The sequence below is a fragment of the Lysinibacillus zambalensis genome (assembly GCF_040183165.1).
Classification (GTDB): Bacteria; Bacillota; Bacilli; order Bacillales_A; family Planococcaceae; genus Lysinibacillus; species Lysinibacillus zambalensis.
The window spans coordinates 1-14,675 of the sequence record NZ_JBEGDG010000038.1 but is presented as its reverse complement, the minus strand read 5'-3'; the positions used below and the strand labels follow the sequence as shown (position 1 = coordinate 14,675).

Annotated in this window: 20 protein-coding genes; 1 reads left to right on the top strand and 19 read right to left on the bottom strand. The window is 36.5% G+C overall.

Going from position 1 to position 14,675, the window contains the following annotated elements:
- Positions 1 to 32: 32 nt before the first annotated feature.
- The 13 genes from ABNX05_RS25120 to ABNX05_RS25060 form a co-directional block, all read right to left on the bottom strand.
- Entirely contained in the window at positions 33 to 752 is a 720-nt protein-coding gene (locus tag ABNX05_RS25120; protein ID WP_349662188.1) for a hypothetical protein, read from the bottom strand.
- Between the two features lie 266 nt (positions 753 to 1,018).
- Positions 1,019 to 1,444: a phage tail assembly chaperone gene (locus ABNX05_RS25115; RefSeq protein WP_349662187.1), complete on the bottom strand. Its 426-nt coding sequence runs from the start codon at positions 1,442 to 1,444 to the stop codon at positions 1,019 to 1,021.
- Between the two features lie 60 nt (positions 1,445 to 1,504).
- On the bottom strand, positions 1,505 to 2,020 hold the full coding sequence (locus ABNX05_RS25110; RefSeq protein ID WP_349662186.1) for a phage tail tube protein: 516 nt from the start codon (positions 2,018 to 2,020) through the stop codon (positions 1,505 to 1,507).
- 14 nt (positions 2,021 to 2,034) lie between these two features.
- Positions 2,035 to 3,357 carry a phage tail sheath subtilisin-like domain-containing protein gene (locus tag ABNX05_RS25105; RefSeq protein WP_349662185.1) on the bottom strand — a complete coding sequence of 441 codons (1,323 nt, stop codon included), beginning with the start codon at positions 3,355 to 3,357 and terminating at the stop codon, positions 2,035 to 2,037.
- A gap of 1 nt (position 3,358) precedes the next feature.
- Positions 3,359 to 3,580 carry a hypothetical protein gene (locus ABNX05_RS25100; protein ID WP_349662184.1) on the bottom strand — a complete coding sequence of 74 codons (222 nt, stop codon included), beginning with the start codon at positions 3,578 to 3,580 and terminating at the stop codon, positions 3,359 to 3,361.
- A gap of 5 nt (positions 3,581 to 3,585) precedes the next feature.
- A complete protein-coding gene (locus ABNX05_RS25095; protein WP_349662183.1) occupies positions 3,586 to 4,008 on the bottom strand; it encodes a phage tail terminator family protein in 423 nt (140 codons plus the stop codon).
- Entirely contained in the window at positions 3,998 to 4,501 is a 504-nt protein-coding gene (locus ABNX05_RS25090) for an HK97 gp10 family phage protein (protein ID WP_349662182.1), read from the bottom strand. Before ABNX05_RS25090 ends, ABNX05_RS25095 begins: the two co-directional genes overlap by 11 nt.
- Positions 4,501 to 4,863: a hypothetical protein gene (locus tag ABNX05_RS25085; RefSeq protein ID WP_349662181.1), complete on the bottom strand. Its 363-nt coding sequence runs from the start codon at positions 4,861 to 4,863 to the stop codon at positions 4,501 to 4,503. The genes ABNX05_RS25090 and ABNX05_RS25085 overlap by 1 nt, the downstream gene beginning before the upstream one ends.
- Positions 4,857 to 5,252: a hypothetical protein gene (locus tag ABNX05_RS25080; protein ID WP_349662180.1), complete on the bottom strand. Its 396-nt coding sequence runs from the start codon at positions 5,250 to 5,252 to the stop codon at positions 4,857 to 4,859. Before ABNX05_RS25080 ends, ABNX05_RS25085 begins: the two co-directional genes overlap by 7 nt.
- A gap of 5 nt (positions 5,253 to 5,257) precedes the next feature.
- Positions 5,258 to 5,437 carry a hypothetical protein gene (locus ABNX05_RS25075; RefSeq protein ID WP_349662179.1) on the bottom strand — a complete coding sequence of 60 codons (180 nt, stop codon included), beginning with the start codon at positions 5,435 to 5,437 and terminating at the stop codon, positions 5,258 to 5,260.
- A gap of 14 nt (positions 5,438 to 5,451) precedes the next feature.
- A complete protein-coding gene (locus ABNX05_RS25070; protein ID WP_349662178.1) occupies positions 5,452 to 6,507 on the bottom strand; it encodes a major capsid protein in 1,056 nt (351 codons plus the stop codon).
- A gap of 16 nt (positions 6,508 to 6,523) precedes the next feature.
- Positions 6,524 to 6,838 carry a hypothetical protein gene (locus tag ABNX05_RS25065; protein ID WP_349662177.1) on the bottom strand — a complete coding sequence of 105 codons (315 nt, stop codon included), beginning with the start codon at positions 6,836 to 6,838 and terminating at the stop codon, positions 6,524 to 6,526.
- An 18-nt stretch (positions 6,839 to 6,856) separates the two neighbouring features.
- Entirely contained in the window at positions 6,857 to 7,447 is a 591-nt protein-coding gene (locus ABNX05_RS25060; RefSeq protein ID WP_349662176.1) for a phage scaffolding protein, read from the bottom strand.
- 172 nt (positions 7,448 to 7,619) lie between these two features.
- Between ABNX05_RS25060 and ABNX05_RS25055 the strand changes: the two genes are divergently transcribed.
- Entirely contained in the window at positions 7,620 to 7,910 is a 291-nt protein-coding gene (locus ABNX05_RS25055) for a hypothetical protein (RefSeq protein ID WP_349662175.1), read from the top strand.
- 45 nt (positions 7,911 to 7,955) lie between these two features.
- Here the strand turns inward: ABNX05_RS25055 and ABNX05_RS25050 are convergent, their stop codons facing one another.
- From ABNX05_RS25050 to ABNX05_RS25025, 6 genes are all read right to left on the bottom strand, one after another.
- On the bottom strand, positions 7,956 to 8,990 hold the full coding sequence (locus tag ABNX05_RS25050) for a minor capsid protein (RefSeq protein ID WP_349662174.1): 1,035 nt from the start codon (positions 8,988 to 8,990) through the stop codon (positions 7,956 to 7,958).
- Positions 8,971 to 10,476 (bottom strand): phage portal protein, encoded by a 1,506-nt coding sequence (locus tag ABNX05_RS25045; RefSeq protein ID WP_349662173.1) that lies wholly within the window; start codon positions 10,474 to 10,476, stop codon positions 8,971 to 8,973. Before ABNX05_RS25045 ends, ABNX05_RS25050 begins: the two co-directional genes overlap by 20 nt.
- 14 nt (positions 10,477 to 10,490) lie before the next feature.
- Complete coding sequence (locus ABNX05_RS25040; RefSeq protein ID WP_349662172.1) at positions 10,491 to 11,798, bottom strand: PBSX family phage terminase large subunit; 1,308 nt, start codon at positions 11,796 to 11,798, stop codon at positions 10,491 to 10,493.
- Positions 11,798 to 12,583, bottom strand: a complete 786-nt coding sequence (gene terS, locus ABNX05_RS25035; RefSeq protein WP_349662171.1) for a phage terminase small subunit — start codon at positions 12,581 to 12,583, stop codon at positions 11,798 to 11,800. The genes ABNX05_RS25040 and terS overlap by 1 nt, the downstream gene beginning before the upstream one ends.
- A 67-nt stretch (positions 12,584 to 12,650) precedes the next feature.
- The gene (locus ABNX05_RS25030; protein WP_349662170.1) at positions 12,651 to 13,205 is read right to left on the bottom strand and encodes an HNH endonuclease; all 555 of its coding nucleotides are present in this window, start codon (positions 13,203 to 13,205) and stop codon (positions 12,651 to 12,653) included.
- 155 nt (positions 13,206 to 13,360) lie between these two features.
- On the bottom strand, positions 13,361 to 14,377 hold the full coding sequence (locus ABNX05_RS25025; protein WP_349662169.1) for a nuclease-related domain-containing protein: 1,017 nt from the start codon (positions 14,375 to 14,377) through the stop codon (positions 13,361 to 13,363).
- Positions 14,378 to 14,675: the final 298 nt, after the last annotated feature.

The following is a 14,675-nucleotide window of genomic DNA, read 5'->3' as shown; positions in this document are numbered from 1 at the left end:
AAAATAAAAGAGCGCCTGAAATAGGCACTCTTTTAAAGACTAGTTAATTTTCTTTCATTTTTAGACAGGTCATAATAATTTGTGTTAAATAAAGAAGCGTTTGGCTCATTTGTGACTTCCATAGAAATATAAGCTGTATCACCATCTTTTTCATAAGAAAAAATTAAGTACTTTTCGATATTGGTACTCTTTTTTTCTTTTGTTCTTCCGCCAATCATTGCCCCTAATGGCCCAAATAAAACATAACCTCCTACAGCACCACCAGCACTACTTACATAGCTTTTTTGAATTTCAACGTCCGTCTTTATCAAAATATCTTTAACTTTATCGATTCCTAGCTCAATGGTATCCTGATTTCTCTCGAATACCACTTTTCCCTTACATCTGTATACAAACATTTCTGCACCTTCAGCAATTGGTAAACCCGCCATATGCTTTGCTTTAATGCATAAATCCGCACCTATTAACTGTTGTCGAGACTTAGATCCAAGAATTTTACTTTCTATCTCAAATTTCGCTTTCTCTTTATCAGTTGCTATTTGTTTTTGTGCTTTTATTGATTCTAGGCTATATATACGATTATATTGCTTGATTAAAACTAACTCTAATAGGGCAACAAATACTAACATAACCGCAGCGATTAAAAAATCTGCCATATTATAGCCTTTTAAATTCAGAATTATATTAGTCAAACCATAAATGAAAAATACACCTATAAATGCAATAATCATTAAATGAAACAACTTTTTCATACTAATTCCCTCCTCATAAACAAATATAACTAATATGGAGAGATTTCACTATACCAAATTGGCATAATTGGATATTTATCGCTTTCTTCCTTTGGCACCACGTTTAGCTTCCTTCTCTGCTTTTTTATCTGCTTCGATTTTAATTCGAACTGCAGCTATAACAAATGCTTTTTCATATTTAGGCAAACTATCGAATTCGGACGGCCACTTACGGAGCTTATGCAGACAGTAATATGCCACATTAGACTCATAGTCGCCGCCTTCAATTAGTTTTTTGCTTCTTCTACAATTTCGTCCATTCCCACGTCAAAACCGTTGATTTTTTGGACTGTCGCTAAGTACTCGTCATACTCGCCCGGTAACAACATCTTTTTCAATAATTCTTTAGCACCCATTACTCCGTATGATTTCTGTAGCTCCACATCATGTAGATTAGGGAAAATAGTACATTTAGCTGCTAAATCAGCTAAATAAGCTGTGTAGTTCGTTTCAGGTACCATAACACCTTTTTTACCAGGTACCGGCATACGCCTTGTATTGTCTTTACGTAATTGATCATCTTCATCTGAAGTGATAGCTGCAACTTCCCATTCAACAGGTTTCCCATCTTGGACAAATCGTTTTGAAACGACTACCTTCTCATTTTCTGGTTTCAATGCGTTTTGCGCTAAAAATGCAGTTAAATTTGTCATATATAATCACCTTATCCTTTTCATTTTAATAAAAAAGAGCCCACTCTGTGAGCCCTAGACTTATAACATTTCTTGTAACATCGAAAATTCCTCAGGCATATCCCAATCTTCAAACGTAAAGTCTATTTCGTCCTCTAGGTATTCAGCGTCCGCATCAAGTGCAGCTATAATACCACCATCCATATTACAATCAATCAAGATTGTTGTTTGGCGACCTACTTTTGCGGAACCATCTTCATTTGTTAATTGAATATCGAAGTAAATATCTTCACCAGTATCTTTATATCGCTTCAATAGCTTCCGGAATATTGATGTATTGTAGTGAAATGTTGCTGATCCAGTACCTTCCCATCCTGTCGCCTTGTTACCTTTACCAGTTCGGCCCATGATAGGAACCTGTGTCTTTTCTTTGTCCATTCGTGCTTCAATATTGATTAATTGAGCAAATTGATAACGATTACCATCAATCGTCACATACGCTTTTCCTTGTGCACCACTAACAGCATCACGGGCATGCATTGTAGTGTCGCCAAAATATTGAAGATTTAATGGAATTAAAATCTCATTAGGTTTCATGTTGACGTCCTCCTTTAAGCGACTGTTGTTGTGATATAAAGTTGAGACATTGCCACGGTCACATTTACAACTTCATTTGTAACAACAGATTTTTTTGTCTCTCCTTTAGTGACTGCTAATGCGTCTTTATCGTAGTTTTCAATAGCTCGAAGTTTTTGTAACTCCATACGCTGTTTGCTAATGTCATTCCATAAAGAAACTCGCCCATCTTGGTCATTTGGAACCTGACCTAGATAACGAGTATTAAATAAATGTGCGGTATCAATTGCAATTTGATCAAGTACTCGGATAATTTGATTCAAGCTGAAATCCTCATTCTTTTCATCCGTGAAAGAGGTAAATGTATTAATATCCTCCAACACACATATTTCATCACCGACACGATGGAACACATACTTACCAGCTTTCAATAATTCAATCAGTTGAAGTTGTGTCTTTGTTTCAGACATATCAAGTGTGTATTCACCTTCGTATTTCTTGTTAGTGTTTGATTTATTGACCGCAACACCAGCTTGCACTCCAGTACCCCAATACACTGCCCCGAATAATTCTTCGTCAGTGCCAATAGCATCGTTTTGCACATCGATTACACCTTCATGATCAATCGCTCCAAGTTTATGGCCGACTAGTTGGAACTTACCTCCAACCTCGTCACGAATACGTTTTGTGTATTCAACATATAGCGATTTAATGGCATTATCAGATGATAAGCAGCCTAATGTATTAAAGCCATATGCCTCTAAGGCATCTAACGCTTCCTGGTGAGCTCCACCTGTGATAGCCGAGCCATTGGATCCACCTGTTAATGGTGTACCTGCCGTTACTGTAAGTGTTGCATTTGTTTTAAATGTCACAAAGTCATTAGCTTTTAAATCTGCAGCAGTAGCAATAGCTGTTTGCGAATCAACTAGTACATTATCTAGTAATGTCTGTACATCAAACTTCGTTGGCTCATCCACATTGGCTTGAATAACAATCGTAATGTCATTTCCTCGTACGCCTTTATATTTAGCCGTTGCATAATCATTAGTAGCTGCTACAGCATCCACAGCAAGTTTGTAAAAATAGACTACGATTGCATTTTTGAATACATCACGAATTCCTTTTAATTTCGGATGTTTGAAATCATAGCCAAAGATTTTTCTAGAATAAATTCGAAAATCTGCTTGTGTTACGGCAAATACATCACCATCAGCTCCCCAATCTAAGGGAATCGGCAATCCTACATACCCACGATCACTAAGGTTTACAAATGCTCGACTGGCACTAATAAAGTTTTGATACGTACCTGGTAGTTTTTTGTTCTGTGTTAAAAAAGGACCTCCGCCTAATGCCACGTTATTTACCTCCTTTATCGAATTTCTTTAGAATCTCATCCACTTCAGTAAATGAGTACGTTTTTCCATCATCAAGTAATGCATTAAGAGCATCACGACGAGCCATGTATTTGTTACTTTTTACAATTTGTTCTTTCGTAAATTCAGGTGCATCCAAACCTTTTGATACATCAATTGGAGATGTTTTCGATTTTTCTTTAATAGACTCGTTTTTAGTTGCCATTGCATTCACCCTTTCGTTTTCGTTCTTTGTTCTAACGATCCCATGAATATCTTTTCTTCAACTTCCTGTAGGAAGAAATTAAAATGAATAAAGTTGTGACTTATACCGTCTACAACCTCGCTGTTTGCTTCAGTACCAAGCATTAGCGAGCCATTTAACAGCGTTATTTCTTTTAGTGCTTGTTGTACCTTCAACGTCATGTTAGAAGCCTCAGACAAGCCGTTTTTAGGGAAATACTGTACGTTAAATAACGTTGTGACTTTCCATCGATTGCCGATTTGTCTAATATGCTCTAAGTTCAAAAATTGAATTAAAAAAGCAGGAGTCTTAAACCCCTGCGGAATTTCATCGATGTACTTTTTGTAATCTGCTCCAAAAGATTCGTGAAGCTTAACAGATATAGCGTTTTGAATATCATTAATCTCCATCAAAAGCCTCCTTTAGCATGTTAAAGAGTTTTCGTTCAAGGATGGCAGGTGCTTGCTGTTCTACTTCATCAGCGCTAATGGTCATCATGAATCGACCATTTACCCAACCTTCGTGATTTCTTGTTCTGTGACCGAACTCAACGTAAGATGCGTATTCTACAGGATTAATTATTTCTATCTCATAAACACTGCCAACCTTTTTAGCTTTTAATGAATCAGCAAATTTCTTTGCTCCATTTCCACCACCGAATGTCGAGCTTAACTCAGCTTCGCGATGACTTTTCGCAGTCCAACCTCTTCTTAAAGTTCCTCCAGTAATGCCATTTTCGTAGACACCAACAGGGGTACGTTTAATAACTTTAGCAAGCAATCTAGCAGCCAACTCTTTAGCAGCAGCCTCACAAAACGTTTTATAATCTGATTCAGCCAGTTTTGCTAACTTTCGCTCGAATACTTTTAGTTGTCGATAATCAACGCGTCCGCCTCTGCCCATTATGCATACTCCTTGAATAACTCTAAAACAATTTCTTGATGGTCCATAAAGATACCTGGCTTACCTGAGCGAGTGTATTCTTCGGTAACATCATCTTGAGTAACAATGATTTTACAGCCAGCAGGTATTTTGTATTCATTCCCCAATGATAGCTTGATTTGTTCAGCAATTACAGCTGGCCCATCGGTTGAAGAAGAACTCGTTAATTTTTCATGAGATAATTTACACTTAAGGTTCTCATATAGTGTCACTTCTTCATGCTTTGTAACATGAGTAATTGTGTCCTCTACTTCTTGCCATGACTTTACTGTGCTATTGCCTCTCCAAAGCCTTTCTAAAGCCTTACGTCTTTCACTTACCATGTCAGTACCCTGTAACGAATAAAATCAACTTCATTATGTTGTAGGTACACAATGAAGGCATTGAATTGAGCTTCAGGAGTGTTATTGGCTTCTACCGCAAACACCACATTGGTATCTCCATCCTGAACTTGTTTAGCAACAGCTTCAAAGTTCAATGTTTCGATATCCAATAAGCCCATAGCTTTTTTTGTAAGTAAGAACTCTCCTACTACCATATCGATAGCGATTTTATATAAGCCTACTGGGATTGCTATTAAATTCGTTTGGTTATTGATATGGTTAGTTATTTTATCAATAGCGTGTTTTAGTAACATATCATCTGAACTACTTGGAGCACTAGATAAAGTCACTTCAAGTGCAGATAAACGCATTACTACATCAAGATACATGCGAATCACTCGCTTTCAGACGTTTTACTTGATTGAGCAGCCTTCTTCGGTTCCTCTAATCGTTCCATCATTGATTCGTTCAAATGTTTTTCGTCAATCGTCAATTCTTCACCAACCAAATAACGCTCTCCCTTATAACGTATAGGGAAAGCTCCGTTTTTAACTTTTACTTTAATGTTTGCCATTCTAAATAGCCTCCTTATGCAATCGGTTGTGCTTGGAATACATTCTGTGCTTCAGGGAATGATGGGATCGCTGTAGCCGCTGCTTTTGCCCATGTTGAAACAGGGTCTTTTCCTTCTTCGTACACCATTCCAATTACCTTGCCGATGGTAGTCATCTCAACATCAGAGCCACTACGGATAAGACGTGATTCTTCTGGTGTTGGGCCATATAACGATTCACCAAGTGGGCCATCACCAAACATTACGAATTTGTTGTCTGGGAAGTAACTCTTCGTTGTATATGTGCCATCTGGATTTTGTTCGCGATACTTCGTATTTGAATTCGATTCATATACGGCGATAGTAGGTAAGCCCTGTTGCGTAAAGAAAGCATTTAAATCTGTTAAATTTGCTACTCGAGCAGAACCTGCACCATAAAGGTAACCGATAATCTTCGGATTACGTAAAATAAGAGCTGCGATTTTTTTGGATGTTAATGCACGAGTTGGCGTAATATCTAGCGCATCAGACCAACGTTCTAAATCTCCTAGTATATCCTCTGTACCTGTCCCCCATTGATCAGCTCCAGCAAGTGCTTCTTTGTGGTCTGTTGGTACTCCGTAACCAACTGTAAGAGTCTTTGGTGTACCATCAGCTGTATTCAATGCTAATTTCAATTCCCCTGTACTCAATGCTTGCATACGCATTAATTCAACACTAGCACGAACATCATTTGCTGCTTTGTCGATTAAATTAAATACTCGTCGCATCAAGTATTGTTGCTCCTGTGCAGTTCGTGGGAATTGTAATGCAATTAAATCCTTTTCGGTAATTTGATACTTTTTCTTGATATAAGCAGCCTCTAATACCTGTTTAGCAGCGTCTAATGAACCGATTTCTGCTTCTGTATCGAAAGAGTGTACCTTTGCAATAACAGGCAACTCATTCGCGCCTACTAGATACTCAAACTCTAGTGTATCGTGCTTAACTTCCGGAAACAGTGTTTCGCCCACACCATAAGTTTGATATTTTCGTTCTTTCATGTAATCTAATACTGTTTTTTGACCAAATAATTCTAAAATGTCTGGCATATTAGTTTCCCTCCAATTATCGGAATTTAATTTCTTTTAACGTTGTTTTAGCTGCAGCATCTGGGACCGTAGGTAGACGATCTTCTAAAATATAGGCTTCTACAATTAATGAACCTGGTTGTGGTCCATTTGTTACGTCAACATCGGTGTACAAGATGCCCTCTGCAGTAGCGTCATTCGCCGGTAAGATGGTACCTGCCTTTACGATTTTCTTTCCATTCGCATCGGCTGTTACACCCACATCACTCACTAAATACGTAAATGCTTGTACCTTTGATGATGCTAAGAAATTTACACGTTGAAATTTTTCAATTGGTTTTACATATGGCATATATAGCCCTCCTTCAAATTAGTCCCAAGGGGTGTTATTTGTATCACTTGAACTTTTTTCATTCGCCATTTTTGCGAAGTTAGACCCTACACCACTTGCACCAGCACCATTGTCAGTAGCGCCGGCAGGATTCCAACCTTTAAATGTCGGTTGTTGCTTTTCTGGCACAAATAAAAAGGACTTTGATTCTTGCAACGATTTAAGTTGCTCATCAAGTCCTTTATTGACTTTGCCATCTTTACTTAATTCAATTGTTGTTTTATCAATGAGTCCAGCTACTAAATCAACATCATGCACTTTACTGTGTAGTGATAATTTAAGCGCTGCATTCATACGTTCATTTTTCAATTGTTGCTCATATTCCGTTTTAGCTGTTTCGTTAGCCTGCTGTAAATCAGTTATTGTCTTTTGTAAATCCTCGTTACCTTTGGCTTTATCTTGCAAATCCTTCAACTGAGTTTCGTGATTTTCAACTTGATCTTCAAGAGTTTTCTTTGCATTGTTAACCTCATCAAAGCGCTCTTTAGGAATCATCGTTCCATATTTACCAACAACAGCATCAGCATGTTCCTCACTTAATCCCATTGCAATTAAATCTTCTTTTTTCATCTTAGTTGCCTCCTAATTCGTTTTTTACAGGTAACGACCTGTTAGGGTATTAAACACTTGTTCTTTAACGTCTACATATGCTAAAAAGACATAACTACAAAATATAACATATAATCCAAACATTTAATTATATCCATTCCTCCTTTATAATAATTTCAAGGAGGTGATAATTATGTTTGAAGTAGAAGTTGAAATCTCTTTTTCTAATGGAGACAAGATAACAATAGGTAAAGATACTTTAATTTTTCCAATTAGGTTAACAGAACATAATGGAGAAAGATTTTGCTCAAAAGTTGCGCCAATTGTATTAGATGATTATTTTCATGTTCATGATGGATACATCCCAGAACTAACAACAACTTTTGCGTTAAATGACTTCTTTACAATTAATGACGAAGATTCATATGACACAAAGGTTTATAAATCTAGTTCTATAGTTTCTATGAAACAATATGAAAAATAGTATTAAAAGTTTTTGGCAGTTATACAGAATAGTAGACTGCCTTTTTCATGCCACAAACCTCTTTTCCCACTCAGGATATTTAATATTTGAACTAATGTAATACACTTGACCGTTTTTATCGCGAGCAATACGCTCACTGTAATCATCTTCGAAGTATGGTGCTGTAGTTGTGCGGCATCTTGGATGAAACGGATTAGCAGTTACCCCAGGCATGAAATCAGCCAATTTAAACACCTTGCCGTCCAGTGATTGGCAGATGTCACTTGTCTTACCATCAAGTGTGGCGATAATTTCATATCGTTCAACATCCAATTCTCCAAATACATCCTTTTGTGCTGATGCGCTAAAAAACGCCGACTCGGTTAAAACTAACCTAGCAGCGTTATCTCGTGAAGTTTTCATTTTTCTAGCGATACTAGTAATTATTCTGTCAGGAGCTTCACCACGAGCCATTGATTGAATTAATTCAGTGTGCAGTGTATCAAGCAACATATTACGGTCACGCCATATTTTTTGACTGAATGTTTGACCATCAGCTGTCCACGGCTTGCTAATTACTTTTGTTAGCTTTGTTTCATCGAGTGCTTGTAGAGTAAAACCAATTTCAAAAGCTTTCTGCACCTCAAATGCTGTGTGATAGTACTGTGTTTGATATACATCTTTCATTAGCTCCTGAAAACCTTCAATTTGCTCTCCATACAGTTTTTCTACATGTTGTTGAAGTTGTAGTTGCAAACTCTCTAAACGGCTTATATGGACACGAGAGGAGGCATTTTCGAGTTGCTTCATCCACTTTTGATTAAGGGCGTTCTTTTTGCCATATTCGATGTATTCCTCAACAGTCCATCGGAACTCTTCTAATTCTTCACTCTTTAGTTGCTGTTTTGCTTCTTCAAGAGTCATTTCATTGTTATCAGCGAAACGTTGATACCATCGAGCGATGTCCTTTTCAATCTCTTGCATTGTCTTGATATAGGCTTTTCCGAGATCTTTATAGTAGCTCTCGCTTTTCTCATACTGTGCTTGTTCTAACATTTCGAAACGTTTTCGCCAGTATTCTCTACTCTTGGCCATTACCATCACCAGACTCCTCATTCATTGTTTTGAAATGATCATCATAGCCATCAAACTCATTCATTCGTTCCTGACGTTCTTTCTGGTTTCGATTTAACTCTTCTTGTACATCTTTTACGTAAGGATGTTGTGCTATTTTCGTTTCTTCAGACAAGTAAGGTGATTTATTTAATACCTCGACAACTTCCATCTCATTGATGAGGATGTCACGATTAAAAATAATATTTACATATTCACCGTCATAATCACCTTGTCCAGTGTTAGCTAAATGAACATTGATAAACCATAGCAATTCCTCAAATGATGCTTGGAACTCTGTTTCAATACCATCTGCGTCAAGATCAATCTCACTGTACATCGCTCTAATGTTTAATTGATTTGGGTTATTTGCCATGCGCTCATCTTTTGCGTCATAGCCACGTCCATTTTCAATCAGTGCCTTTTTAAACAGCGATACGATAGACTTGTAGTTGTCAGCATTAACTTCAATGGTTAATGTTTCAACGCCACCCTTAGACCCATCAGCTGAACGGACTTTAACAACACCGTATGTGGATAGATTACGTCTAAATTGTCCTAAATCCTGACCGTCGTAATTGTGTAGCACCAGAATTGTATTTCGTGCGTCCTCCTGCATGTTGTTTTCAAAGTCACTTAACATGATGTTAATGCCATCTTGCAGAGACTTCACACGCTTAATTAGAGGTATTTCCTTGTTATTAAATTTAAATGGAATCAAAGGTGCTCGCTGCCAATTCATACTTAATTCATTTTCGCCATCATTTATTACGATATAAGAGGTTTGAGACCTTGTTACATCCTGTACAAGATGCCCTGCGAACCACTGATAATGTTCCACTCCGTTGGCACTGTAAACCTCTGCATTTTCCACTATAACTTCTCTATCACCCTCATACTCTTTTACAGCGTATATGCGAATTGCGAAATCGAGAGTTGTTTGCTCTGAATCCTTCCAAAACGGAATGATTTCGTGTGGGGGAAAGCGTTTGATAACAAACTCACCATTTTCATCGTAAAACGGGTAAAGCCAGCCAATACCACCATTCAGGGCATCCTGTCCAATGCTTCTTAATGTGCGATGGAATCGTTTGTTGAAAATGTCTTGTAGTTTCTTTAGGTAATCGTCATTTTTAGTTTCAATTGTTATTGGTTTGCCCAGTTGATAGTTTACTTTTTGGTCTACAAGTTTAGCATACTGATTATCGAGTATCTTGTTATTCGGTAGGTTATCATTTACCTCTAACTGTCCTCCTTTACCAATGACCCAACGTTTACGCTCTAAAATATCTTGGTTACCTTCATAATAAGCCTCACCTATCAGTATCCATTTTCGCTTCTCTGACTTTTTAAACTGGTTAATCTCGTTTTCCAACCATTTGATGTCCGTTAAAACATCATTTGCACCAGCTGTTATGTTTTCATTAATGATCTCGGTTTCTGTGCCAGCACCCTGAAACGGAAAAAATCCCATGTTCTCACCTCTTTCTAATCAAAACTGTATGTGCTACCACGCATATCTTCCTCAAATGCATAACGTGTAGCATCAATAGTGTGGTTGTCCTTATCCTCTAAACGAGCAATAGGGTTACCATCTTTATCTGTCTGGTAATCAATGTTCTCAAACTCTTTCGCAATGTTAGGAGTACGTAATGGATCAATACAAATGAAATCTAAATCATCGAGCCATTCTTCACCATATTCCACGCTGTCAGGTCCTTTTTTAACTCCGTAGATACGTGGTATTCCTTGTTCATCACGTAGTTCAGCGATAGATTTAGGCTCTGCTGAATCAGCAGCTATACGGTCAGATTGGTAGCCTTTAGCTTTCAATTTCTCTGCTAGTTTGCGGTTACTTATTTTCACACCATATATTTCATCAACAGCATAGATACCCTTTTTCTTTTTGTCGTAGTGCCATCTAACAAAAGCCAAAGGGTCTGTAGCATATCCAAAGTCATTACCATTTCGGATGTTATCGAACGAAGCAACCATTTCATCTGTAATCGAACCTGATTTAATTTGTAAGTTATCGAACGGCACAACGCCAGAACCGATTGCTTCGCCAAGGTACTCCCATCGATATTTAAGTGGCTTTTTCCGTTTAACGTTCTCAGCCTCTTCAATAAACTTTTTTGATAGATGGGGATTTCCTAAATAAGTTGAATGATCTACGTAAGTATTGGCATCAATCATTGAACCTTCATATTTCTTGTTCACCCACGACTGCTTACGTTTCGGTGGATTGTAGGAATAATAAAAAGAGTAGTCAAAAGGGTACGCTTGCTGTCTATCAGCTTGCGATAATATCTTCCCTTCCAACTCCTCACGTAGAATCGAGTTTTCAATTGTTGTTACATCATCTTCAGACTTAAATTCTGCTAATTCTTCAAACCATACGATAGCCAATGGAAAATCGGCATCTTTGATAGATTTAATTTTCTCTGGATCATCGGCACCAGCGAAATAAATCTTGTTCCCTCGGCCCAGGTAAGTAATCTCAAGCTTAGAATCAACAAAACGGAATTGATCACGAACACCCATTATGTTTGCGGCAGCCTTAAAGTTAGCGTACACGGATTTTAAAATGGTGTTCTGTACTTTCCTGATACCAAGCGCGGACACTGGGTATTCCATTATGTCTAACAGGATACGCATTGGAATGTGAAAGGACTTACCAGAACCACGACCACCCTTTAATACATAACGTAGATGTTCCTTGGCTCTAGAGGCACGCCAAAACGGTTTAAACTGTTCTGTAATAACGCTCGCTATACTAACACGCTTTTCATTCATTACACATCATCCACAATCACCACTCGAACTGATTTATCACGGTCTTTATCAAGGTTAGTGATTTCTACCTTCGTCTTATCAATATTCAACTGCATCTGTTTAAGTTTAAGCCTGCGTTCGTCATCAGTATCAGCCATCTCAACAAACTGACGAATAGAAGAACGCAACTCCCCGATTGCTCTCGATTGAGCAGTGAGTAGTTGTGCCTGTCGTTCCCATGCGAATTGGAAGTTATATTCTACTTCGTCCAATGTACGCTCGTATTTTGATGAAGTTTTGCCGTCTTCGTCAGTTGTCTCAACTTCGGAATAACCATACTTCTCTTTTTTGATTTCTTTAATCATTTCGTCTTTGGATTCAACGTGCATTATTCGTTGCGCTCGGATGATTGCAGCATATTGAATCTGTATTTGATCCCATATTAAATCAGCTGGAGAACGTTCATTCATCGCTTCCATGATTTCGAGTGTTTCTTCTGGTAGGAACTTTGAAAAGAAACCATGCTTCTCTGCGATTGAGTTGCGTTTCGGAAACTTAGGTGTCGGATTAGGATTACCTCTATTTCCCTTAGCATTCTCATTACCTTTAGGGGCTCCGACCTGTTTGTCTTTGGTTGCAACCATTGCGGTTTTGGTTGCATCCTTTTTAGTTGCATCCCTAGACCATTTCTCACGGCTCTTACGGCTTTTTAAAGTACCTAGCTTTATCCCATGCTTTTCAGCTAGATCAGCAAGTGTAATCTTAGTGGTTTTCCACTCCTGTTTTATTTCATCCCAATTAGCCATACATCATAAACACCACCTCCAACACTTTCAAAACACAAAAGCACTCTCGTAAAAGAGTGCAAGTTATTTATGCATATTTAAAAAAATTCAATATCTTTTGTTCTTGTTCCATATCATAGAAAATTTGTTTTGGATACCATGTAATAAAGTCTTTATTGTTTTTGCTACTGTTACATGTTGTACAACAAGGTACAATATTGTCCTTGCCAAAAGATCCACCTTTAGAAAACGGAATAAAATGATCGTAAGTTAATTTTTCTTCACCACGACAATAAGCACAACAATAGTTAAAGGATTCACATGTCTCTTCCCATTGCTCATTGGTTAAAGAAAAATCTTCGTGTTTTTGATGCCTTCTCTTTTGTGATAATCTATTCATTTCATTACGTTTTTTAATTCTATTCGACACTAATTTTTCGTATTTATCATCCAAATCTATACACCATTTATTGATGTATTCTTTATATTTTGGGTTTAATTTATAAATTAACCAAGCAGCTTGTTCTTTATCTGTATTTCTTTTAGCTACCAAAAAACAAAAACAAATCTCATGAATAATTTCTTTTTGAGAAGCAATTGGATTTTGATTAAATAACTCTTTTTCATTTTTATATCGCTGCAAAAATAATAGTTCTTTTTCGGAAATATTCTTTATATCAATAACCTCCCAAATATCTCTATTTTTTCACTCCACAAATAAATCTATATCTGCATTTACATATAATCACATGCCATATATGCTGATTGCTATTAACAAAAAAGCACCCTTAGGGATGCTTATACAATTCGATTAAATTCATTTAGTAATATCTCTATTTTCTTAAGTTCATCTAGGCTGTATTTCTTTTCATTTCCAGTCACAAGACCAGACATATTAGTACATAAATCATTACTATCAGTACAAATAATAGTAGCAAATCTATCGTTTTCACCTGATTTTAAACTATAATTTTTTACAAAGTTTTTCTCATCAGAAGGGTACCCGAAGTAAACAATTGTTCTAACACCTTTATTTATATTTAGTTTTTGATTTATGTATTCATTCAACTTACTTGCTGTATTTCTAACTTGATTTACAGGATTATCATAAGATATTACTTTAAATTCACGATTATTGTCATCGTTCTTTTTTAAGGGTTCAAAAATAAGTGTTTCTTCTCTATCTTCTTTGTTATCAGGAAATATATTATTAACAATAATGGACAAATCACCAGCATTATTTTTTGAAACTCCATGTATAATTTTTCCTTTCCAAAACTTTGTTTCTATAATAAAAATTCCACTCTGCGATAGTATCAGATGATCTATTTGCCTCGACATCAATTTTTTATCTTTAATATACGGGATAAAAACATTCCCCATTATCATCATATCTTCTTTTTGAATAGCTTGACTGTTAATCAAACTTTCCTTTAGTCCATCCAATATTTCATGTGTAATTACTTCCCCGCGATTTCTTGAGTATTTTTCTAAACTTTTTACATACTCTCCGATTTTATTAATTTCATCTTCTTTTTCTGCATTAATTTTCTGAATTTCCTTTTTCTTTTCATCTAATTTTTGATTGAATTGCTCTTCTTTGACCTTAATCTCAATTCGCAATTTTTCATCGTATTTTTTCTCTGTTTCAACAACAGTCGCGGTTACCTCTTTATTACTTAAATTAATTTGCTCCTCACATATTTTAATGGTACTCTCATTTTTTTTAATAGCGTTCTTATATTTGATAAAGAAAGTGATTGCAATAATAGATAATAGAACCATTACTCCAATATAAATCAAATTTAATTCCATACACTTCCACTCCTTTAGGACATTTTACCATAAAATATAAATAATATGTCCTCTAAATAAGTGAAAATATATAATTTTAATAAGTCAATTTAACCAAAAATTTTCTTAATTTAGTTGACCGTCAAAATGAGAATTGTTCCCGAACTAGATAAGTGCATTATTCTAATCTAAATGTTTTTTTCAAATGGCATCACCCCATTATGCTAGTTGCTTTATAAAATAAAAAACATACTAACATTAGTAGTACAAACCAAGGCCATGGTTTGTGCTACTATTTTTTTATAGTAGAAGTGAAGAA

Coding starts and splice junctions, on each gene's coding strand:
- ABNX05_RS25025 (WP_349662169.1), bottom strand. CDS start 14,377: ATGGAATTAAATTTGATTTATATTGGAGTAATGGTTCTATTATCTATT.
- ABNX05_RS25075 (WP_349662179.1), bottom strand. CDS start 5,437: ATGGCAAACATTAAAGTAAAAGTTAAAAACGGAGCTTTCCCTATACGT.
- ABNX05_RS25055 (WP_349662175.1), top strand. CDS start 7,620: ATGTTTGAAGTAGAAGTTGAAATCTCTTTTTCTAATGGAGACAAGATA.
- ABNX05_RS25120 (WP_349662188.1), bottom strand. CDS start 752: ATGAAAAAGTTGTTTCATTTAATGATTATTGCATTTATAGGTGTATTT.
- ABNX05_RS25070 (WP_349662178.1), bottom strand. CDS start 6,507: ATGCCAGACATTTTAGAATTATTTGGTCAAAAAACAGTATTAGATTAC.
- ABNX05_RS25095 (WP_349662183.1), bottom strand. CDS start 4,008: ATGGAGATTAATGATATTCAAAACGCTATATCTGTTAAGCTTCACGAA.
- ABNX05_RS25115 (WP_349662187.1), bottom strand. CDS start 1,444: ATGACAAATTTAACTGCATTTTTAGCGCAAAACGCATTGAAACCAGAA.
- ABNX05_RS25065 (WP_349662177.1), bottom strand. CDS start 6,838: ATGCCATATGTAAAACCAATTGAAAAATTTCAACGTGTAAATTTCTTA.
- ABNX05_RS25040 (WP_349662172.1), bottom strand. CDS start 11,798: ATGAATGAAAAGCGTGTTAGTATAGCGAGCGTTATTACAGAACAGTTT.
- ABNX05_RS25050 (WP_349662174.1), bottom strand. CDS start 8,990: ATGGTAATGGCCAAGAGTAGAGAATACTGGCGAAAACGTTTCGAAATG.
- ABNX05_RS25110 (WP_349662186.1), bottom strand. CDS start 2,020: ATGAAACCTAATGAGATTTTAATTCCATTAAATCTTCAATATTTTGGC.
- terS (WP_349662171.1), bottom strand. CDS start 12,583: ATGGCTAATTGGGATGAAATAAAACAGGAGTGGAAAACCACTAAGATT.
- ABNX05_RS25100 (WP_349662184.1), bottom strand. CDS start 3,580: ATGGCAACTAAAAACGAGTCTATTAAAGAAAAATCGAAAACATCTCCA.
- ABNX05_RS25085 (WP_349662181.1), bottom strand. CDS start 4,863: ATGGTAAGTGAAAGACGTAAGGCTTTAGAAAGGCTTTGGAGAGGCAAT.
- ABNX05_RS25045 (WP_349662173.1), bottom strand. CDS start 10,476: ATGGGATTTTTTCCGTTTCAGGGTGCTGGCACAGAAACCGAGATCATT.
- ABNX05_RS25060 (WP_349662176.1), bottom strand. CDS start 7,447: ATGAAAAAAGAAGATTTAATTGCAATGGGATTAAGTGAGGAACATGCT.
- ABNX05_RS25090 (WP_349662182.1), bottom strand. CDS start 4,501: ATGGGCAGAGGCGGACGCGTTGATTATCGACAACTAAAAGTATTCGAG.
- ABNX05_RS25080 (WP_349662180.1), bottom strand. CDS start 5,252: ATGTATCTTGATGTAGTAATGCGTTTATCTGCACTTGAAGTGACTTTA.